Annotated in this window: 23 protein-coding genes; 11 read left to right on the top strand and 12 right to left on the bottom strand. The window is 66.3% G+C overall.

What is annotated here, in order from left to right; genetic code table 11:
* Positions 1–38 precede the first annotated feature (38 nt).
* The 9 genes from DC347_RS18375 to DC347_RS18335 all read right to left on the bottom strand — a co-directional run bounded on the left by DC347_RS18375 (position 39) and on the right by DC347_RS18335 (position 5,959).
* The gene (locus DC347_RS18375; RefSeq protein ID WP_240617856.1) at positions 39–275 is read right to left on the bottom strand and encodes a cupin domain-containing protein; all 237 of its coding nucleotides are present in this window, start codon (positions 273–275) and stop codon (positions 39–41) included.
* Positions 276–524: 249 nt separating this feature from the next.
* The gene (locus tag DC347_RS18370) at positions 525–911 is read right to left on the bottom strand and encodes a VOC family protein (protein ID WP_018762275.1); all 387 of its coding nucleotides are present in this window, start codon (positions 909–911) and stop codon (positions 525–527) included.
* A gap of 244 nt (positions 912–1,155) precedes the next feature.
* On the bottom strand, positions 1,156–1,479 hold the full coding sequence (locus tag DC347_RS18365; protein ID WP_018762274.1) for a hypothetical protein: 324 nt from the start codon (positions 1,477–1,479) through the stop codon (positions 1,156–1,158).
* Positions 1,480–1,542: 63 nt separating this feature from the next.
* Positions 1,543–2,136, bottom strand: coding sequence for a hypothetical protein (locus DC347_RS18360; protein ID WP_133247109.1), 594 nt, complete (start codon positions 2,134–2,136; stop codon positions 1,543–1,545).
* A gap of 62 nt (positions 2,137–2,198) precedes the next feature.
* Positions 2,199–2,543, bottom strand: a complete 345-nt coding sequence (locus DC347_RS18355; protein WP_018762272.1) for an iron chaperone — start codon at positions 2,541–2,543, stop codon at positions 2,199–2,201.
* Positions 2,544–2,550: 7 nt separating this feature from the next.
* Positions 2,551–3,018 carry an SRPBCC family protein gene (locus DC347_RS18350; protein ID WP_109863976.1) on the bottom strand — a complete coding sequence of 156 codons (468 nt, stop codon included), beginning with the start codon at positions 3,016–3,018 and terminating at the stop codon, positions 2,551–2,553.
* A gap of 31 nt (positions 3,019–3,049) precedes the next feature.
* A complete protein-coding gene (locus DC347_RS18345) occupies positions 3,050–3,967 on the bottom strand; it encodes a 2-hydroxyacid dehydrogenase (RefSeq protein WP_109863975.1) in 918 nt (305 codons plus the stop codon).
* A complete protein-coding gene (locus tag DC347_RS18340; RefSeq protein WP_109863974.1) occupies positions 3,964–4,746 on the bottom strand; it encodes a DeoR/GlpR family DNA-binding transcription regulator in 783 nt (260 codons plus the stop codon). Before DC347_RS18340 ends, DC347_RS18345 begins: the two co-directional genes overlap by 4 nt.
* A 70-nt stretch (positions 4,747–4,816) precedes the next feature.
* Complete coding sequence (locus DC347_RS18335; protein WP_018762268.1) at positions 4,817–5,959, bottom strand: Gfo/Idh/MocA family protein; 1,143 nt, start codon at positions 5,957–5,959, stop codon at positions 4,817–4,819.
* A 136-nt stretch (positions 5,960–6,095) separates the two neighbouring features.
* On the opposite strand from DC347_RS18335, the gene DC347_RS18330 reads away from it, so the two are divergent.
* The 9 genes from DC347_RS18330 (at position 6,096) to DC347_RS18290 (ending at position 15,957) form a co-directional block, all read left to right on the top strand.
* Positions 6,096–7,001, top strand: coding sequence for a carbohydrate kinase family protein (locus DC347_RS18330; protein ID WP_109863973.1), 906 nt, complete (start codon positions 6,096–6,098; stop codon positions 6,999–7,001).
* 31 nt (positions 7,002–7,032) lie between these two features.
* On the top strand, positions 7,033–7,917 hold the full coding sequence (locus DC347_RS18325) for an aldolase (protein ID WP_018762266.1): 885 nt from the start codon (positions 7,033–7,035) through the stop codon (positions 7,915–7,917).
* 94 nt (positions 7,918–8,011) lie between these two features.
* Complete coding sequence (locus tag DC347_RS18320; RefSeq protein WP_018762265.1) at positions 8,012–9,301, top strand: ABC transporter substrate-binding protein; 1,290 nt, start codon at positions 8,012–8,014, stop codon at positions 9,299–9,301.
* The gene (locus DC347_RS18315) at positions 9,298–10,254 is read left to right on the top strand and encodes a carbohydrate ABC transporter permease (protein ID WP_109863972.1); all 957 of its coding nucleotides are present in this window, start codon (positions 9,298–9,300) and stop codon (positions 10,252–10,254) included. The genes DC347_RS18320 and DC347_RS18315 overlap by 4 nt, the downstream gene beginning before the upstream one ends.
* 4 nt (positions 10,255–10,258) lie before the next feature.
* Entirely contained in the window at positions 10,259–11,074 is an 816-nt protein-coding gene (locus tag DC347_RS18310) for a carbohydrate ABC transporter permease (protein ID WP_018762263.1), read from the top strand.
* Positions 11,075–11,133: 59 nt separating this feature from the next.
* Complete coding sequence (locus tag DC347_RS18305; protein ID WP_109863971.1) at positions 11,134–12,573, top strand: NAD-dependent succinate-semialdehyde dehydrogenase; 1,440 nt, start codon at positions 11,134–11,136, stop codon at positions 12,571–12,573.
* Positions 12,574–13,317: a sulfite exporter TauE/SafE family protein gene (locus DC347_RS18300; protein ID WP_109863970.1), complete on the top strand. Its 744-nt coding sequence runs from the start codon at positions 12,574–12,576 to the stop codon at positions 13,315–13,317.
* A 50-nt stretch (positions 13,318–13,367) separates the two neighbouring features.
* Complete coding sequence (locus DC347_RS18295) at positions 13,368–14,615, top strand: AGE family epimerase/isomerase (protein ID WP_018762260.1); 1,248 nt, start codon at positions 13,368–13,370, stop codon at positions 14,613–14,615.
* 100 nt (positions 14,616–14,715) lie between these two features.
* Positions 14,716–15,957 (top strand): MFS transporter, encoded by a 1,242-nt coding sequence (locus DC347_RS18290; RefSeq protein WP_109863969.1) that lies wholly within the window; start codon positions 14,716–14,718, stop codon positions 15,955–15,957.
* Between the two features lie 72 nt (positions 15,958–16,029).
* Here DC347_RS18290 and DC347_RS18285 read toward each other — a convergent pair whose 3' ends face one another.
* From DC347_RS18285 to DC347_RS22000, 3 genes are read right to left on the bottom strand one after another with little or no spacing between them, the layout of a single operon-like run.
* Positions 16,030–16,365 (bottom strand): cupin domain-containing protein, encoded by a 336-nt coding sequence (locus tag DC347_RS18285; RefSeq protein WP_018762258.1) that lies wholly within the window; start codon positions 16,363–16,365, stop codon positions 16,030–16,032.
* Positions 16,366–16,375: 10 nt separating this feature from the next.
* Entirely contained in the window at positions 16,376–16,828 is a 453-nt protein-coding gene (locus DC347_RS22005; RefSeq protein WP_240617855.1) for a helix-turn-helix transcriptional regulator, read from the bottom strand.
* A complete protein-coding gene (locus DC347_RS22000; protein ID WP_240617854.1) occupies positions 16,829–17,419 on the bottom strand; it encodes a hypothetical protein in 591 nt (196 codons plus the stop codon).
* An 87-nt stretch (positions 17,420–17,506) separates the two neighbouring features.
* On the opposite strand from DC347_RS22000, the gene DC347_RS18275 reads away from it, so the two are divergent.
* Positions 17,507–17,914, top strand: coding sequence for a DUF1304 family protein (locus DC347_RS18275; RefSeq protein ID WP_026264716.1), 408 nt, complete (start codon positions 17,507–17,509; stop codon positions 17,912–17,914).
* A 125-nt stretch (positions 17,915–18,039) separates the two neighbouring features.
* Positions 18,040–18,795, top strand: coding sequence for a metalloregulator ArsR/SmtB family transcription factor (locus tag DC347_RS18270; protein ID WP_109863968.1), 756 nt, complete (start codon positions 18,040–18,042; stop codon positions 18,793–18,795).
* Positions 18,796–18,901: the final 106 nt, after the last annotated feature.

The following is an 18,901-nucleotide window of genomic DNA, read 5'->3' as shown; positions in this document are numbered from 1 at the left end:
GGCCGATCCCGGCACCTGCGGCAAAGCCCGGACAAGCTTTACGGCATGGGCGCGCCGATGATATCCACCGAGATTTCGACCGCCGGCACCACTCCCCGGTTCTCCAGCCAGTGCAGGGTGTTCCGGTCCTCCGGCCAGCCCACGCCCGGCCCGTACTCCGTGGCAACCCCGTCCCGGTGGTCGGTGATGATCCCCGAGAGGACATAGACAGTGCCAGGCCGGCCTGCATGGTCATGGAGGGGGCCGAACACTCCACCGGGCTCGATGGTCACCATCCGCATCCGCAACTGGCGCCCTCCATCCCGTCGATCTCGCCGGCAAGGTCGACCGCAGCCAGCAACTCCACCGAGACGCCAGCGGTCTTCGGTGCCACCTCCTCGACGCTCATCGCGCCCCTTCCCACAACCTCAATCTGCGGCGGCGCCGGCCCTGCCCCTGCCGGGGCACCCGGGTGCAGGTGCTTCCGGCGGCGGGTGCCGGCGTCGTCCTTAATGTGCCGGGCCTGCGACAGCGGGCCGCGGCGTTCAACGGGGCAGCGATGAAATGTTCAGAATGTTGCCCTCACTGTCCAGGAACCAGGCGGCGTCGCCCATTCCCTCCATCGAGGCGATGCCGTTCTCTGTCTTCAGTCCGGGCATGTCGTACTCCTCGAAAACGACGCCCCGGCCGCGCAGTTCCTCGACGTCGCGCCGTACGTCATCGGTTCCCCACCCTATCTGCGTGTTCTTGGCCGAGCCTGCGTTGTCCGTTTGGTAAATCAGGAACGCGGTACCCTTCCCGCACCGGTACACGAGCCCGCCGTCACTCATGGTCCGCTCGGGCTCCAAACCCAGCTTGTCCCGGTAGAACTCCCGTGCCCGGTCAATGTCCTTTGCCGGCAATACAGCCATGACTTCCAGATCTTTGAGCATGACAACAACTCTCCTTGCCACTTTTCCTGATGGCGATGCTCTCCCCCGAATCGGCCCGGCCGTCCCCCGCCGGGCCTCGTGGCCGTCCTTCCCGCCGAATGCCGGGGCGGCCACCTGGAGCTCCCTGATCCGCGGTGGCAGAAGCCATCGGCACGGGGTTCCCGAAGTCTACGAGGCCATTATGGAACTGTTCGTCCCCGCATGGAATAGGGGTTTTATTGCGGGTGGGGCAGCGGCAGTGCAGCTATTTCCGGGCCGCCGAGATGGCCCTGCGGGCCGCCCTGCCTGCCACGGCCACCAGGGGAACCAGGCATGCCAGGACGGCGATGGTGTTGGGGCGGAACGCCGCCCTGCCATTGACTGTCCGGTACACCCCCAAGGGCAGGACGAACCCGCCGCCGCCTCCACCTGACGCACCTTTCTCCGATTCCATGCCGCCACCGAAGCCGAAGGAGACCAGCGCCACGGGCACGATCTCCTCCCCGCCGAGAGTGACCGTCGTGCCGTAGGCGCGGGCCACGCCCATGTTCTTGAAGGTGTCCACCAGGGATGCGAAGGTGTCAGGCATGGGTTCAGGATAGGCGCCGCCGTGGACGGGCCGGCAGGTCCTTTGGTCCTGCCACAGCGTTCCTCACCGCTTCGCAGGCGTTCCTGCCCGCCGAAGCTTGGAGAAGGCTCCGAGGCTGTAGGCAAGCAGGACCAGCGCCATGGCCACTCCGGCGGTCGCCGCCGCCGACGCCGCGCCCGGTTCCGTCCCGCTCAGCAGCCCAATACCGCCAATCGCTGCGAGCAGTCCGCCCAGAAGGTAGAACATGGGCTCCTTGAAGGCCCACGCGAACGGCACGAAATGGAGGCCGACCACCAGTGCGATCAGCGCCGGACGCAGCACCAGCGCACCTCGGGCGTCAAGCAATGAACTACCGGCCGCTATCAGCGCGAATTCAGCCACCACGCACAGGACATAGACCGCAATGTGTCTGCCGCGGGGTGGCACGAAGGGTCCCAGGAAACGTGGCCTGGCGAAGAGGAACCACAGGCTGGCGCCCACCGCCCCGAGGACCAGGACGCGCGCGGCGCCGGACAATAGGTCCGCAAACCCTGACGTGTAGGAGAACACGAAGAGGCATGCACCCCCAAGGCCAAGCAGGGCTCCCGTACGGCGGGGGTCAGCAAACCGCGGAGGTCCATCAGCCGGCAAAGAGGTTGTCCGCTTAAGTAAAGTCACTGGATAATTTTCGCAGAGACCCTCCCGTTGCGGAACCAACCGACGTCCTCAACTGCAGGGTTTCACTTCCGGATTTCCGCCAGCCGCAGCCTGACGATGTCCGCTACGACGTCGTCCGGCACCGGCCTGGCTGCGCTGAAGCGGATGGTTCCCTTGGACAGCGAGTAGCCCTCCAGGCGTCCGGCCACCGCCTCCACCACGGCCGAGGAGAATGGAAAGATCGAAAGGTGCTTGGCCGCGGCCACGGCAGCCACCAGCGGCTTGCCGTCGACCTTGAGGGCCGGCATCCCGTAGCTCATGCCCTCGGTGGCGTCCGGGGCCACGGACCGGGCAATCTCCACCACATGCCGGAGGCAGCCGCGGCCCGGTTCATCCGTCGCGGCCAGGGCATCATCCACGACGCCCATGGAGCGATCAGCTCTTCCGGGCGGCGACCGTGGCTGCGAGCGCCGCGAGGCCGCGCTCAAAGTCGCCGCCCACCAGCTTGTCCATGTTCATGAACAGGGCAAAGACCTTACCGAACCCTTTGTTCTCCCCGGTCATCAGCCACGTCACCTCGGTGCCGCCAGGAGCCGGGCTGAACGTGAACGTCGTGGGGTTCAGGGCCTTGAACGGCTTGGTGAATTGCAGCCGGATCCCTATGCGGCTCGGAGGCACCGACTCCACGATCTCCATGGTTCCGCTGCCGGCCTTGCGGTTCCCGTTCCACTCATAGCCTGCGCCGGCCCCTGATTCGCTGCCGAAGTAGCGGCGGCTCATGCCCGGATCGACCGCCTCCCAGGGGGACCAGGCGGTCCATTCGTGGAAGTTGTTCACCAGCGGAAAGATCTCCTCGGCGGAGGCAGGGATGACCGCGCTGCGGCGGACTTCGAAAGTAGACATGGGCCAAGCATAGGGCCGCAGGCCGCCGGCGTTAAGGGAGGACCACGTTGACGGGTTCGCGGCCCTCGAGCAGCAGTCCGATCTGCTTCCTGACCAGGCGAACCATGCGGGGGAACATGGCCGAGCTGGCGCCGCCCACGTGCGGAGTGATGAGCACTCCGGGGGTGGTCCACAGCGGGTGGCCGGCGGGCAGCGGTTCCGGATCCGTGACGTCCAGGGCGGCGCGGAGCCTGCCGGTTGCAGTCTCGGCCAGCAGCGCGTCGGTGTTGGCCACAGGGCCGCGGGCCACGTTCACCAGCAGGGCGCCGTTCGGCATGGCGGCGAGGAACTTGGCGTCCACAAGGTGCTCTGTTTGCCCGTTGAGGGGAACACTGACCACTACGATCTCGTGCAACGGCAGCTGTTCGTAGAGAGAGTCGATCCCGTGGATGGTTCCGCCACCGTCCTCGCGTGAACGGCTGGCCATCCGGGTGACCTCGGCTTCGAACGGGAGGAGCCGGGCCTCGATGGCCTTGCCGACTCCCCCGTAACCCACCAGCAGGACGCGCCGGTCCGCCAGGCTGGGGCGCTGGCTGTTGTCCCATGTGCTGTTGTCCTGGTTCCGGACAAAGTCCGGGATGCCTCGCTGGGACGCGATCATCATGCCCACGGCGAGCTCCGCCGTCGAGGTCTCATGGACTCCGGCCGCGTTGGCAAAGGTGACACCGCCGGGCAGGATGCCCGCTACGCCGTCGTACCCGATGGACTGGCTCTGCACCAGGCCAACGTCCACGCCTTCCAGCGCGGCGAGCGCGGACGGCTTGCCCATGTAGGGCGGCACCAGGAGGTCCAGCCGGCCCTCGGGGGCCGGGCCCGCGAGGTCCCAGAGCACAAACTCGACGCCGTCCACCGGGGCGAGTGCGTCCAGCAGGTCTTGGGCGGGCAGGCAGACGCGCAGCCGGGCGCTCATGCGGCGACCATCAGCTTGACGTTGGCGGCGCCCAGGGCATCCTCGATTTCCTGCGGCGGTGGGGCATCCGTCACCAGGATGTCCACCGCATCAAATGCTGCCAGCCGCGCCAGCGCGTACCTGAGCATCTTCTGGTGGGTTGCCACCACCACTACCTGTTCCGCCGAATTCATAAGGGCGATCTTAGTGGCGCGCTCCACGTCGCGTTCGATGTAGAAGGCCTCATCGTGGATGCCGGTCACCCCGATGAACGCCGTTTTGGCGCGCAAACCTGCAGCCGCGCTCACGGTCATGGGACCGTTGAACGCCTGGCTGTCCAGCAACAGTTCCCCGCCGAGGCAGATGGTGCGCGCCTCGGTCAGCTGCAGGCAGCGCTGGATGGCCGGGGCCGAGTGCGTGATGATGGTCCCCCTGAAGGACGTGGGCAGTTCCTGGGCGATCTGGTACGTGGTGGTACCGGCGTCAAGGATGATGGCGTCCCGTTCGCTGATCATCGACACACAGGCCCGTGCGACCCGGAGCTTGGCGTCTGCGTCCTCCCGGACCCGGGCGGCGAAGTCGGCGTTCTGGCCGTGCCCGTCCACGGCACTGACCCCGCCGTGGACCACCCGGGCCAGGCCCCGCTTGGCCAGCACCCGGGTGTCCCGCCGCACGGTCATGTCGGAGACTGCGAACGTCCCCGCGAGGTCGTTCGTGGAAATGAAGCCTTTCCGTCCCAACTCATCGAGGATGGTGCGCTGGCGCGGCGTCAGCGGCGCCTCTCCATGTGCTGTGCTCATAAGCTGCTTATCCCTCCCCAATGCGCCGGGCAGAGCCTGGCGGCGTGTTGGACTTCCAACACAAATCTTCTTATGAACGTACCCCGGAAGCCGCATTCGCGAGCTCCACGGGGCGTCCTTCCGTAATAGAACGTTCCGCTGCCAGGCCCATCCGCACGGACTGCAGGCCGTCGGCAACAGTCACCTCTACGGGGCCTTCGCCCAGGATTGCCTTCCGGTATCCAAGGTGCTCGTAGTACGTGGAGCCGTGGTGGGCGCCGGCGGCGAGGACCGCCTCATCCACCGGCACGTCATGCTTCAGGGGGCCCAGCGGGGACCGGGGGCTGAATTCCACGGTCGCCTCGGCTTCGTCGCCGGGGATCCAGTGGTTGGCCGCCACCGGGATGAGGGTTTCGATCTTGGCGGCGTCGCCCACGATGGAGATCCGCTCCTGGAACTTGGACCCTTCGGCGAACATGGACAGCTCCAGCATGGCTCGCCGGCCTCCCTTGAAATCGACGATGACGTAGGCGTTGTCCACCATGTCCGGGACCTTGCCGTCGTACACCTCGTCCATATGGTTGACGTCGTGGCCGCCGCTGGCGTAAATCCGGACGGGCTCGTCCTGGAGGATCAGGCGCATCAGGTCGAAGAAGTGGCAGCACTTCTCCACCAGGGTGCCGCCCGTCCGCTCGGCGAAGCGGTTCCAGGAATCCACCTTGTGCAGGAACGGGAAGCGGTGTTCCACGATGGAAAGCATGTAGATGTTCCCAAGCTTTCCGGTGTGTGCCGCCTGGATAACCTCCTGGACCGGCGGCATGTACCGGTACTCCATGGCAACCCACACCGGTGCCGGGTAGCCCGCGGCGAGGACTTCGAGCTCGTCCGCCTGTTCTGCGCTGGTGCATACGGGCTTTTCGACCAGGACCGGGAGGTTGGTGCCGCTGGCGAAGATGTCCTTCAGGATGCCCAAGTGGGTGTCGTTGGGGCTGGCAATCACCAGCGCGTCAACCATTCCCGAGGCCAGCAGTTCCTGGTGGGAGGTGAAGAGTTGCACGTCGTAGCCGATTTCCTTGGCAGTCTCGTCGAGGGATGACGGCGTGGGGTCTGACACTGCGGTGATCCGGCTCCCGGGGATCAAGGCGAGGTTCCTGACATGTTCGCGGGCCATGTGGCCTGCCCCGATGAGTCCGTACCGGATGGTCCGGACAGATTCCGCAGTAGGCAATGACATGAGCTGCTCCGTTTCTCTACGTTGAGTGGGGGGTGCGGCGTTGCATCCCAAACACAACTATACAGAAAGTGTTGTTTTTCCAACATAGCGTGTGTATATTTCTTCAATACCAGCCGGAACTACAACGAGGTGGAACGTGCCCCAACCGTCAACTGGACCCCTGCTCTTCGTAGGCTGCGCCACTCTTGACTCCATTGCCCTGGTGCAGGATTACCCCGCTGCGGACAGCCGGACCGTGGCCACGGATTTCGCGACGGCGGGCGGCGGCCCTGCAGCCACGGCAGCCGTCGCAGCAGCACGGGCGGGGGCGGATACCGCCTTCGCCGGCGTCTTCGGCACCGACGAAGAAGGCGACCGCATCATTTCCGGGCTGCAAGCCGAAGGCGTGGACACCTCCGCCGTGATCCGCGATCGCGGCGTCAAGACCGGCGCCAGCGTGATCATCGTCAGCAAGGCAACCGAGAGCCGGGCCATCGTCACCAGGCCCGTGCCGCCGGTCAGCTTCCCTGCGGGCAGCCGCTTCTTCGACCTGCTGGCATCCGCCGCCTGGGTCCATGCCGACCACTTGGGATGGAATGCAGTCGCAGGTGCCCGCTCCGGATCGCTGAACATCAGCGTGGACGCCGGCAATCCCATCCCATCCTTCAGCCCCCGCGGCATCGCACTCTACGTACCTACCGTGGAAAGGCTCCAGGCAGAGTACGGCGCCGGGCACTCCCCCGGAGCCCTCCTGCGCAAAGCGCTCGACGACGGCGCCGCGGCCGTCGTGGCCACCGCCGGCTCAGACGGCGCCTGGGTCCTGGAACACGGCGGGGGTCCCGTCCACGTACCGGCCACGCCGGCGGACATCGTTTCCACCCTCGGCGCCGGCGATGTCTACCACGGCGCGCTCCTCGCAGCCGTCGCCGCAGGCCTGCCGTTGGTGGACGCCGCCGCATTCGCCGGCCGCACCGCCGCAGCATCCTGTGCCGGGCTGGACGGCCGCTCTGCCATCCCCCGCCAGGCCATCACCACCGAATTCGCCTCCAACCACCATTCCTGACCCAACCCGCCCAGCTGAAAGTAGCCAGCCCATGAACCATGCAGACCTCTCCCCGCTCCAACGGCCCTCAGGCGCCTTTGCGATGCTCGCCGTTGACCAGCGCGAAGCCATGCGCAACATGTTCGCAGAGCACACCGATCAGCCCGTCACGGACCAGGACCTCCGGGACTTCAAGCTCGAGGCGGCCCGGATCCTGACCCCTTATGCCTCCGGCGTCCTCATCGACCGCCAGTTCGCCCTGGACCACGCAATCGAGGAAGGCGTGGTGGACCCCGGTTGCGGGCTAATCGCCTCCGCCGACCACTTTGAACCCGCCCACGGCGAACTGGTGGGCGAAGTGACCATCGACCGCCTGGTGGATCCGCACAAATACGCCGCCCTCGGCGTCAAGGCCCTGAAGCTGCTGGTGCTCTACCGCCCGGACGAACCCGCCGAGGGCCGCGTGGCCATGGTCCGCGAGTTCGTGGACAGCTGCCGGTCCGCGGGGCTGATAAGCATCATCGAACCCGTCTCCCGCAAGCCCCTGGCCGGCGGCGACTTTGACTGGAACGCGGGCATCCTGGCCGCCGCCAAGGAACTGGGCAGCCTGGGTGCCGACCTGTACAAGGCCGAGGTCCCGTTCCACGGCCAGGCTTCGGAAGCTGACGTCCGCGACGCCTGCGCCGAGCTCACCAAAGCCATCGACGGCCCGTGGGTGGTCCTCTCCTCCGGTGTTCCCGAAGACGTCTTCCCGGACGCCGTCCGGTGGGCCTGCCTCGAAGGTGCCAGCGGCTTCCTCTCCGGACGCGCAGTCTGGGCTTCCTGCATCGGCGCTCCCGACGTCGTCGAATCCCTCTCCACCGACGCCGTCCGCAGGCTGCAGCGCCTTTGCGCCGTGGTGGACGACGTCGTGTCCGCCCAGAGGACCAACGCCTAGGCAGTTCTCCCGCACCACAAGCACCGTCACGGGGCCCGGCCCCTCTCAGCAGCAAGCAAACAAGGCACAGCAAACACTCAACGAGGAGATTATTGTGAGTCAGATTTCACGCCGGCAGGCAGTCGCCCTTCTCGGGGCCCTGGGCTTCGGCGCCGCTGCGGCAGCGTGCGCCGGGCCCGGCGGTTCCACCAAGCCGGGAGGGGCAACCGGTCCGTCGGCACCCGCCACCGGAGCCGTCACCGGCAAGGTGTCCTTCGCCCACTGGCGCGGCGAGGACAAGGCCGTATTCGACGAACTCATCAAGCGCTTCGTGGCACAACACGACGGCGTGGAAATTGCCCAGGACATCTCGACCTCCAACGACTACAACGCCCAGGCACTGCAGAAGCTTCGCGGCGGCTCCATCGGCGACGCGTTCGCCACCTTCCGCGGCTCCCAGTTTAAGAACTTCACCGAGGCCGGGGTGTACACCGACCTCAAGGGCAGCAAAGCCGTAGGCAACTACCAAAAGGGACTCCTGTCCGCCGGGCAGAGCGGCGACAACCAGCTCGGCCTGCCCTACCAGGTGGTCTTCCCCATGCCCATGGCCAACCTGGACCTCTTCGACAAGGCCGGTGCAGAAACCTCGCCCAAGAACTGGGACGCCTTCCTGGGCATGTGCGAAAAACTCGCCGCCTCCGGGGTCATTCCCATCTCCTGGCCGGGCGGCGACGTCGGAAACGGCGGCCAGCTGTTCAACTGCATGATCGCCAACAACGCCCCCGTGGACGACATGTGCGCCCAGATCGAGCAGGGCAAGCTCAAGTGCACGGACGACTGGTTCCTCAAGATGCTGGGCCAGTACAAGGACCTGAAGCCCTTCGTGCAGCCCAACGCCACCGGCACCGCCGTTGAACCGGCCCAGAACCTGTTCTCCCAGGGCAAGGCCGCCATGCTCGCCACCGGCTCCTACCACCTCGCCGCGGTCCGCGGACTCGGTGCCAAGTTCCCGATCGACCTGGTGTTCCCCAACACCACCTCCGACGGCAATGGCAAATACGAGGGCGCCTACAACGCCACCTTCATCCTGGGCGTCAACTCCGCCAGCAAGAACCAGGCGGCCGCGGCGGCATGGATCGATTTCCTCTCCGAGCCCGAGAACGCCGGATACTACGCCAACCAGACTGCCCAGCACGTCTCCGTGGACAAGGTGGAGTACACCAACCCGGACCTGAAGCGCCTCAGTCCCTGGCTGCAGAAGAAGACGGCACTCGCCGCCCGCTTCCAGTTCAATAACCTCGATGTCCGCAACGCGGTGGAGGCCAGCGCCACGGCCGTCATTTCCGGCACCAGCCCGGAGCAGGCAGCCGCTGCCGCCCAGAAGATTGTTGACGAACGGCTATGAGCATCCATCCGGGAACGGCTGCCCGGCGGAAGGCCCCGGACAACCACACCCCCGACAACCCTGCCAAGGTGCGCCGCCGCTCTCCCACACGGGTGAATCCGGCCCTGTACCTTTTCCCGCTGCCCGCAGTCGCCGTCGTCGCTTTCTTCCTGGTGATGCCGACGCTGCAGGCGTTCCAGTACGCCATCACGGACTGGAACGGATTCTCCGCGGCGTTCAATTATGTGGGCGTGGACAACTTCGTCCGGGCGTTCACCAAGGACTCGCTGTTTACGAACGCGCTGACGAACAACCTGAAGTTCGTGCTGCTGGTGGTGATCGCCCAGACAGCGTTCTCGCTGGTCCTGGCCCTGCTGCTGACCAAGAACTCGCGGGGCAGTATCCTGCTGCGGGCACTGTTCTTCTTCCCCACCATCCTGTCCTCCGTCTCGGTGGCCTTCATCTGGAAGTTCATCTACGACCCCAACTTCGGCCTGGCCAACTCGGTCCTCCGAACCGTCGGGGTGGACGGTGGAGCCTACCTCGGCAACGACGCCCAGGCTTTGTACTGGGTGGCCGTCACCCAGGTCTGGTTCCATTCGGGCCAGATGATGGTGGTCTACATCGCCGGGCTGCAGGCCATCCCCAAGGAACTCTACGAAGCGGCGGAGATGGACGGCGCCAGCAAATGGCAGCAGTTCAAATCCATCACCTGGCCGTTCGTGGCCCCGGCCACCTCCATCGTGGTGGCTTACACCACCGTGCAGTCCTTCAAGGCCTTCGACCTGATTCTTGGCATCGCCGGCAACCCGCCCAAGGCAGCCCTGGATATCCTTTCCACCCGCATATACAGCACCTTTGCCAACTCGGAGTTCGGCTACGCCGCCGCCCAGTCGATTATCTTCATGGCGATGATCGCCCTGGTCACCTGGCTGCAGCGCCGGTTGCTCCGGCTCACCCCGAAGGGGGACTAGCAGCATGCTCGCAACACTAAGCCGCCGCGCCATCCTGGCCATCTACGCGGTCATCATCATCATTCCGCTGACAGTGGTGGCGTTCGGCAGTTTCAAGTCCACCCAGGAACTGTTCGCCGGCCCGTTCAGCCTTCCGCATTCACTCGCCCCGGATAACTTCGTCGAGGTGGTGGGCGGCCAGAACCTGGGTTCGTCCTTCATGAACAGCGTGATCGTTACCGGCGTTTCGGTGCCGTTGACCTTGTTCGTGGCCAGCCTGGCCGGCTACGCAGTGTCCCGGTTGAAGGGGTTCATGTCCTGGGCCATCTTCGGATTCCTGGTCCTGGGCATGGCCATCCCGGCACAGGCCAACATGGTGCCGCTCTACGTCCTCTTTGGCAGGCTGGGCTTGCTGGACAACCTGGCCGGCCTGATCCTGGCCAACGTCGTGTCCACGTTGCCCATTGCCGTCTTCATCCTGGGCGGGTTTATGCGGACCTTGCCCAAGGAACTCTATGAAGCTTCCTCCATCGACGGCAGCGGGCCGTGGAAGACCTACGCATCCATCGCCCTGCCGCTCTCCGCACCGTCGATCGCCGCGGCCGCCATCTTCCTGTTCGTCATCCACTGGAACGAGCTCCTCTACCCGCTGTTGTTCATCCAGTCCCCCGGCAACCGGACCCTGCCACTGGCATTGCTCAGCTTCCAAGGTGAGTTCCAGACCAATTACCCGCTGCTGTTCGCCGGCGTGATCCTGGCTTCCCTGCCGGTGGTGGTGGCCTACGTCTTCCTGCAGCGCTACTTCGTTGCCGGCATCACGGCAGGGGCAAGCAAGGGATGAGTACAACGACGACGCGCGGCTCCGGCGGTGCCCTCACGGCCCAACGAAAGGCTCCTTCCATGAACCTCACATCAGCCCGGCACCTTGTCAACGGCACCTGGCACACTGCCGGAACCGCAAGGGACGTGACTGATCCGGGCAACGGCAGCACCGTGGGCGAGGTCGCCTGGGGCTCGGCCGGGGACGCCGCCAAGGCCGCCGACGCCGCCGCCGAGGCCTTCGGCAGCTGGTCCCGCACCACCGCCCGCCACCGGGCAGACCTGCTCCGCAACGCGGCGGAGCTGTTGGCGGAACGCCGCGACGAAATCGCGCACACGCTGGCACTCGAAGCAGGCAAGAGGCTTCCCGAAGCGCAAGGCGAGGTGGACTTCTCGGTGGAGTACTTCCGCTGGTTCGCCGAGGAGGTCCGCCGCGCCACCGGCACCATCAGCCCACCTGAACTCCGGGGGCGCCGCCACCTCAGCAACCGCAAGCCCGTCGGTGTGGCCCTCAGCCTCACCCCGTGGAACTTCCCCGTCTCCATCCAGGCCCGCAAGCTCGCCGCGATGCTCGCCGCCGGGTGCACCGTGGTGGGCAGGGTTTCCGAGAAGGCCCCGTTGGCTGCGACCGGCCTGTTCGAAGTCCTGAATGACGCCGGTTTTCCCGCCGGCGTGGTGAATCTGGTCCATGGCCCTTCCCGCGAAATCACCGCGGCGCTGATGGCCCACCCGGCGGTCCGTGCCGTAAGTTTCACCGGTTCCACGGGCGTGGGCCGGCAGGTCATGGCGTCGGCCTCCGAGCGCGTGGTCCGGCCCCTGCTGGAACTCGGCGGCAACGCACCGTTCATCGTCTTCGAGGACGCGGACCTTGACGCGGCCGTTGACGGCGCCGTCCTGGGCAGGCTCCGCAACACCGGCCAGTCCTGCGTGGCCGCCAACAGGTTCCTGGTCCAGGACAGCGTCGCCGACGAGTTCGCAAAGAAGCTGGGCGCCCGCTTTGACGCGATGACCATCGGTCATGGCGTTCCCGACGGCGGCGCGCAGGTCCCGGACCTGGGCCCGGTCATCGATGCCGACAGGGTGTCCGCCGTACAGGCGCTGGTGGACGACGCCCTGGGCCGGGGCGCCCGCCGCGTCACCCAGCGCACGGCGGTCCCTGGCGGGGGTGCGTTCATGGCGCCCACCCTGCTTGCCGATGTTCCGGACGACGCACTGTTGGTGACCGAAGAGGTGTTCGGCCCGGCCGCCGGCGTCGTCACCTTCTCCTCGGAGGAGGACGCCGTCCGGAAGGCGAACGCCACCGAGATGGGCCTGGCCGCTTACGTGTGGAGCGGCAGCCCGAAGCGCGGCTGGGAAATCCCGGAGCAGCTTGAGGCCGGCATCGTCGGCGTGAACGACCCCCTGCCGTCCGTTGCCTTCGCCCCGATGGGCGGCGCCAAACAGTCAGGGCTGGGACGGGAAGGATCGAGCTTGGGCCTCGAAGAGTTCGAAGAGGTCCAGTACGTGGCCTGGAGACCGTAAATGCTGACCACCGGGCTGGTCCTCGGGGCCGTCATCATGGGTGCCGGGATGCAGCGGATCACCGGGATGGGCTTCGCGCTGGTGGCGGCCCCGTTCCTGGTCCTGCTCCTGGGCCCGGTGGAAGGCGTGGTGCTGGTGAATGTGTGCGGTGCGGTGACGGCAGGAGCCATTATCTTCCGGGTGCTGCGCGACATCGACTGGAAGCGCTACGTGTTTCTTGCTGCCTCTGCCCTGCTCGGCATCATTCCGGCGGCCTTCCTGATCCGCCTGATTCCAGCGCCGGTGCTGGAGATCTCCATCGGGGTGCTCCTCGCGGCCGGGCTGACTGTCCTGCTGGCACTGAAGTCCGCCACGCTGCCGTCGCGCCGGCGCTACCTGCTGGCCGCCGGCGGCCTCAGCGGATTCATGAACACTGCCGCCGGGGTGGGCGGGCCCGCCGTCAGCATGTACTCGATCGCCACCAATTGGCAGCATAAGTCGTTCGCTGCCACCATGCAGCCGTACTTCTTCACGATCGGTACGTTCTCACTCATCTCCAAGGCCATCACTGCCCCCGCGACCTTCCCCGTGATGCCATTGGGCATGTGGGGTGCCGTTGCCATCTCCTGCCTGGCCGGGCTGGTGCTCGGCGACGTCGCCTCGAAATTTGTTCCGGCCCGGGCAGCACAGAAACTCCTGGTGGTCCTGGCCTATCTGGGAGCGGCTGCCACGATTGTCCGCGGCGTTCTTGAAGCCGCCGGCTGACGCAATATTTTCTACCTACCACGCAACTGAGAGAACTGAGAGGACATGACATGACGTGGCTGAACAGCGCCGCCCACGCACGATGGCTTGAGGCGGAAACCGACCGGTTGGTCCGTTTCGCCGAGGCCTCCAAGGTCGCCACCGGATTCGGCTGGCTCGACAACTACGGCAAGGTATTCGCCGACAAGCCAACCCACCTGTGGATCACCGCGCGGATGACGCACAGTTTCGCCGTCGCCGCCCTGATGGGACGGCCGGGAGCGGCCACGCTCGTGGACCACGGAATTGCCGCCCTCAACGGCGTCCTCCACGACGACGAGTTTGGCGGTTGGTACGCGGAGGTGGACCAGGACGGTCCGGTGGACGACACCAAGTCCGGCTACCAGCACTCCTTCGTACTCCTGGCCGCGGCAAGCGCCGTCGCGGCCGGTCGACCCGGAGCGCGGGAGCTGCTGGATGAAGCGCTGCAGGTCGCCGACACGAAGTTCTGGGACCACGAGGCCAACATGTGCTTCGACTCGTGGAACCGGGACTTCACGGAAACCGAGGCATACCGCGGCGGCAACGCCAGCATGCACTCGGTGGAGGCCTACCTCATCGTGGCTGATGTGACCGGGGAGAACAGGTGGCTCGAACGGGCCCTGCACATCGCCGAGGTGCTCATCCACCGGTTTGCGCGCAACAACAATTACCGGGTGTTCGAGCACTTCGACCCGGACTGGAACCCCATGCCCGAGTACAACACCGATGACCGCGCCAGCCAGTTCCGCGCCTACGGTGGAACCCCTGGCCACTGGGTGGAGTGGGCGCGGCTGCTCCTCCACCTCCGTGCCGGGCTTGAGGCCCGCGGCCTGGACGTCCCGGAGTGGCTCCTCGAGGATGCACGGGGCTTGTTCGATGCCGCCATCCGGGACGCCTGGCAACCGGACGGCCATCCGGGCTTTGTCTACACAGTCGACTGGGAAGGCAAACCCGTTGTCACCACCCGCATCCGGTGGGTACCAGCGGAAGCGATCGGCGGTGCGGCCGCCCTGTACATTGCCACGGGCGAGCAACAGTACGCGGACTGGTATGAGCGGATCTGGGACCACGCCCGCGACTGGTTCATCGACTACGAGCACGGTTCCTGGAAGCAGGAACTCGACGAGAACGGCAATGTCACCTCGACGGTGTGGTCCGGCAAGGCGGATATCTACCACCTGTGGCACTGCCTCGTAGTCCCGCGCCTCCCGCTGGCGCCCGGACTGGCTCCAGCGGTCGCGGCCGGCTTGCTGGACGCACGCCTGAACACGCCGTAACCGGCGCGGAGCAGGGGGTTCGATCCTGTAAATTTAAGGGAGGAATTTGTCCGGCCAGCGAGCCGCTTTCCAACCCCACCCCTTGAATGGACGCACCCCCATGCCTTCCGCGATTTCCGCGCCGTCCCCTGCCCGTTTTCCCTATGCCGCCATGGCGGTGCTGGCCACCATAGCCTTCACTGCCATCACCACGGAGCTGCTGCCGTCAGGGCTTCTTCCGCAGATCAGCTCCGGCCTCGGCGTGTCCGAGCCCGTGGCCGGCTACCTCGCCGCCGCGTACGCCGCCGTCATTGTTGTCACCGTGGTTCCGGCGGCGCGGCTCCTGGGGAAAATTCCACGGCATGCGCTGCTCGTCGCGTTGGTCCTGACGTTCGCGCTGAGCAACGCCATGGTGGGGATGGCGCCGGACTTCACCTCGGCGATGATCGCCAGGTTGGTGGGTGGACTGGCGCACGGGCTGCTCTGGACCACCATGGCGCCGTTCGTGGCCCGGGTGGTCCCGGCGGACAAGGTGGGCAAGGCCTTGGCCATCGTGTTCAGCGGCAACAGCCTGGGGTTGGCCATCGGGGCTCCGGTGGGCACCGCCCTGGGCGGGTTCCTGGGATGGCGGGCAGCGTTCCTGGTGCTGGCCGGCTTTGGGCTGGTCCTCACCGTCCTCGCGTTCTGGCTGCTCCCCCGGGTCCGCCGCATTACCGACGCAGCCCGGCCCTCGCTTCGGAAGGCTATTGGCCAGCCCGGAGTAAAGTCCGTGGCCGTCGCCTGGCCGCTGCTCGTGTTGGCCCACTTCGCTCTCTTTACCTACATCGCACCCTTCATCCGCGAGGCGCACCTGCCGGACTACGCCACCAGCCTCTCCCTGACCCTGCTGGGCGGCTCTGGCCTGCTGGGCATCTGGATTGCCGGGCTGACCGTGGATTCGCGCCCGCGCCGGTCCCTGATCGTGACGACGGCGGCCATCGCCGCGTCGATGTTCTTACTCCCCCTGGCGGTAGGGAACCTCCCCGTCACCCTGGTGCTGATGACGGTCTGGGGGGCCGGCCTTGGGGCAATCGGCATCTACAACCAGTCGGCGATCCTCCGGGCCGGCGGTGAATACAGCGAGGCCGCCAACGGGCTGACCGTGCTGACCATCCAGCTGGGCATCACCGTTGGTGCCCTGTACGGTTCGGCCGCCCTGGTGGTGGGCGGCGCGCTGCTGGTCCCCGCCGCGGCGGCGATCCCGGTGGTTGCCGCGTTGCTGATCACCGTTGCCGGGAAGAGGTACGCCTATCCGCCGGGCCCGCGGGAGCGGATCTGGCTGGAGCCACGGCCGGTGAAGGAAAGCGTCACCGACCGTTCCTGACAAACCTGCTTCGAGTGCTCCGTACCAGTCGTTTTCAGCGCCCGGAACGACAACTGCGGAGCAGTCGATGGGTCAGTCGCGGTGCTTGGCCACGGTGAAGAGGAAGGTGGAGTCCTCTTCGGCCGTCAGGCTGTGCAGGCCGGGCGGGACGATCAGCAGGTCCCCCGCCTTGCCCTGCCAGGAGTCTCCACCCGCGGTCAGCCGGATGCAGCCGCGGATCACGAACACCGTGGCGTCGCCGGGGTTCTTGTGTTCGCTCAACCGGGTTCCGGCCGCCATCGCCATCACGGATTGCCGGAGGATTTTCTCGTGGCCGCCGTAAACGGTATCGGCGGCACGACCGTTGGGGGATGCGAGCGCTGCCTCGAGCTGCTGGCGCGCCAAGGCGTCGACCGATATCTTCTGCATGCGCCCAAGGCTACCCAGTTGCCGTCAGCCTGGCGACCAGTTCCCCGCGGCTGCCCACCCCCACTTTGTCGAAGATGGATTTGAGGTGGTCGTGGACGGTGTGCGGCGAGATGAACAGATGCCGGGAGATATCAGCGTCCGGGCTGCCTGCGATGAGTTCCAGGCAGACTTCCTGTTCCCTCGGGGTGAAGCCGTAGGCAGCCAGGAGGAGGGTCAGCAACTGGCCGGTGGTGGCCGGCTCCACCGTGACCACCATCTGTCCGGGATCGTCCCCGGTGAGGAGCCGGCTGGCCTGAAGGACCACCCAACCGGCGTCGAGGTCCCGCATCCGGGTCCGCGCCGTCCCGGTGCGTGACGCCTTTGCCTGTTCCACCACGGCGTACAGCACCATGCTGAACCGGCCCGGAGCCGCGTCTTCGAGTGCCTGGAGCCACGTGGTGGCGGCCGGGGTGGCGGCCCGCAACTAACCACGATCGCCGGCGAGGACGATGATCGGGCCCCCATGCTGGTGCCAGACCGCGTGGTGGGCGCGGGTGGCGATGCGGGTTGCGGCGGCGAGTGCGCCAGTAACCGCTGCCAGGAACTCCACCTCCCGGTCGCTGAAGTCGACCGCCCCATTACGGAACAGGCTGCCCACTCCCCAGCACGACTGGTCCACGCGGAACGCGCCGCGCAGTTCATGCACCAGTCCCAGCGGGCGCAAGAGGTCATTGACCCGGATGCTGCCGGCCACCGCGGGGCCAGGCGCATCCGAAATCCGAGCCACCGGGCGCGGACGCCCCATCAACTGGGCAAAGGTATTCGGCTCGTTCCCTTCATACTCGGATTGGGCGAACCGGACGGCGTACTCGTCGGTGACGGGCCAGGGCCGCCAGTTGGTGACCGAATTCATCACCATCGTGTCGGGGTCGACGCCGGCCCAGCAGGCTTGGTCGAACGGTACCGACTGCCGCACCAGTGCCAGGGCGGCGGCATAGAGGGCGGACAAGTCCAGTCCGTCTGTGGCCAGCGCGGCGATCTCCCGCCGGGCGCGCTCAGCGCGTTCCTCCCACATAGGTTCAGTATCCGGCTCCCCGGGTTCCCGTGGAATCCCCCAATCCGGGGATGGTGCTCTACAGTGCCGCGGCCCTACCCTTCCGGCATGAACATCATGTCCCAGGTCTTTGCGGTGATGGCCGTGGCCATCTACGTGGGCGTCTTCCCGGTGGAGAGTTTCCTGCTCTTGCGCAGCAGGTGGGCGCAGAAGTTCCTCAGCACGCCGCCGGAGAACGTGCCCGCGGTGATGATGTGGGCCATCCCCACCGGGTACAAGAACCTGGTGGTCGCGCTGGGCCTGGCGGCCGGGCTGGTGGCGGTCAACATCGGCGAAACCGTGGTGGGGTACACGTTGGTTGTGTATTGCTGCCTGAACATGGTCCTCACCGCCCCCACCATGCTGCTGGCCGACCTGCAGGGCCACTACCCGAAGCGGTGGGAGAGCGTCCCGGGGACCCTTGCCGCCACCCTTCCCGCCCTGCTCACCTTGCTCTTCCTCCCCCTGGGGCCCTAGGCCACCCGGCCGCCGGGGTTCCGCACGCGCGGCTGACGGCGAGGAACCGCCCACGCGGCTCCCGGCTTGAGCCAACTGCGTAAAACCCTTGATAGGTGACCATTTAGTCACCTATCATTGGCGGTATGGACGACGTGTTCAAAGCACTCTCCGACCCCACCCGCCGGGACCTGCTTGATGAGCTGTTCCGCGAGGACGGCCAGACCCTGAGTGCGCTTGAGGTGCGGTTCAGCATGACCCGCTTCGGCATCGCCAAGCACCTGCGCATCCTGGAGGATGCAGGCCTGGTGGCCACCCGCCGTCGGGGCCGGGAAAAGCTGCACTTCCTCAACCCGGTGCCCATCCGCCTGGTCCACGACCGCTGGGTCAGCAAATACGCAGAACCATGGGCCGCTGCCCTCAGCGACCTCAAATCCAGATTGGAAACTCCCATGGAAAAGATCTTCGAGATTTACATCAAGACCACGCCGGAACGGCTCTGGGAAGCCATCACCGACAGTGACATCCGCAGCAAGTACCAATTCGGAAACACCATGGAGTCCGACTGGACACCCGGTGGCAAGTTCGTGATGGGCAACCCCAAGGCCGGGGAGGCCCTGGGCGAGGGCGAGAACCTGGAGGTGGATCCGCCGCGCCGCCTGGTCCAGACCATGCGGGCGCTCTGGGGCGAGGACGTCAAGGCCGAGGGCACGTCTAAAATCACCTGGGAGATCGAACCGGTAGGCGACGACTCCTGCCACCTCACCGTTACGCACAGCGACCTGCGCAAAGGGGCCAACGAACAGCTCTACGGCGGCTGGCCGATGATCCTCTCCGGCCTGAAGACCTGGCTGGAAACCGGTGAGAAGCTCACCACCCCCGGTTCGCTGATGTACACCTGATATGTAGGTCTCGTTTGTCAAGAGCGTGAGGAAGCGGTCCTCGGGCTGGATTGCCTGGGACCGCTTCCTTTTTGTGCCCTGGGAAGAGGTGTTGGGTGTGGCCAGC

Origin of the sequence: Pseudarthrobacter sp. AG30, from assembly GCF_003116525.1 — a bacterium.
Lineage (GTDB): Bacteria > Actinomycetota > Actinomycetes > Actinomycetales > Micrococcaceae > Arthrobacter.
The sequence above is the reverse complement of the archived record's forward strand: the minus strand, read 5'-3'. Positions and strand labels throughout refer to the sequence as shown.

Coding starts and splice junctions, on each gene's coding strand:
- DC347_RS18375 (WP_240617856.1), bottom strand. CDS start 275: ATGGTGACCATCGAGCCCGGTGGAGTGTTCGGCCCCCTCCATGACCAT.
- DC347_RS18370 (WP_018762275.1), bottom strand. CDS start 911: ATGCTCAAAGATCTGGAAGTCATGGCTGTATTGCCGGCAAAGGACATT.
- DC347_RS18365 (WP_018762274.1), bottom strand. CDS start 1,479: ATGCCTGACACCTTCGCATCCCTGGTGGACACCTTCAAGAACATGGGC.
- DC347_RS18355 (WP_018762272.1), bottom strand. CDS start 2,543: ATGGGCGTCGTGGATGATGCCCTGGCCGCGACGGATGAACCGGGCCGC.
- DC347_RS18350 (WP_109863976.1), bottom strand. CDS start 3,018: ATGTCTACTTTCGAAGTCCGCCGCAGCGCGGTCATCCCTGCCTCCGCC.
- DC347_RS18345 (WP_109863975.1), bottom strand. CDS start 3,967: ATGAGCGCCCGGCTGCGCGTCTGCCTGCCCGCCCAAGACCTGCTGGAC.
- DC347_RS18340 (WP_109863974.1), bottom strand. CDS start 4,746: ATGAGCACAGCACATGGAGAGGCGCCGCTGACGCCGCGCCAGCGCACC.
- DC347_RS18335 (WP_018762268.1), bottom strand. CDS start 5,959: ATGTCATTGCCTACTGCGGAATCTGTCCGGACCATCCGGTACGGACTC.
- DC347_RS18325 (WP_018762266.1), top strand. CDS start 7,033: ATGAACCATGCAGACCTCTCCCCGCTCCAACGGCCCTCAGGCGCCTTT.
- DC347_RS18315 (WP_109863972.1), top strand. CDS start 9,298: ATGAGCATCCATCCGGGAACGGCTGCCCGGCGGAAGGCCCCGGACAAC.
- DC347_RS18310 (WP_018762263.1), top strand. CDS start 10,259: ATGCTCGCAACACTAAGCCGCCGCGCCATCCTGGCCATCTACGCGGTC.
- DC347_RS18305 (WP_109863971.1), top strand. CDS start 11,134: ATGAACCTCACATCAGCCCGGCACCTTGTCAACGGCACCTGGCACACT.
- DC347_RS18300 (WP_109863970.1), top strand. CDS start 12,574: ATGCTGACCACCGGGCTGGTCCTCGGGGCCGTCATCATGGGTGCCGGG.
- DC347_RS18295 (WP_018762260.1), top strand. CDS start 13,368: ATGACGTGGCTGAACAGCGCCGCCCACGCACGATGGCTTGAGGCGGAA.
- DC347_RS18290 (WP_109863969.1), top strand. CDS start 14,716: ATGCCTTCCGCGATTTCCGCGCCGTCCCCTGCCCGTTTTCCCTATGCC.
- DC347_RS18285 (WP_018762258.1), bottom strand. CDS start 16,365: ATGCAGAAGATATCGGTCGACGCCTTGGCGCGCCAGCAGCTCGAGGCA.
- DC347_RS22000 (WP_240617854.1), bottom strand. CDS start 17,419: ATGTGGGAGGAACGCGCTGAGCGCGCCCGGCGGGAGATCGCCGCGCTG.
- DC347_RS18275 (WP_026264716.1), top strand. CDS start 17,507: ATGAACATCATGTCCCAGGTCTTTGCGGTGATGGCCGTGGCCATCTAC.
- DC347_RS18270 (WP_109863968.1), top strand. CDS start 18,040: ATGGACGACGTGTTCAAAGCACTCTCCGACCCCACCCGCCGGGACCTG.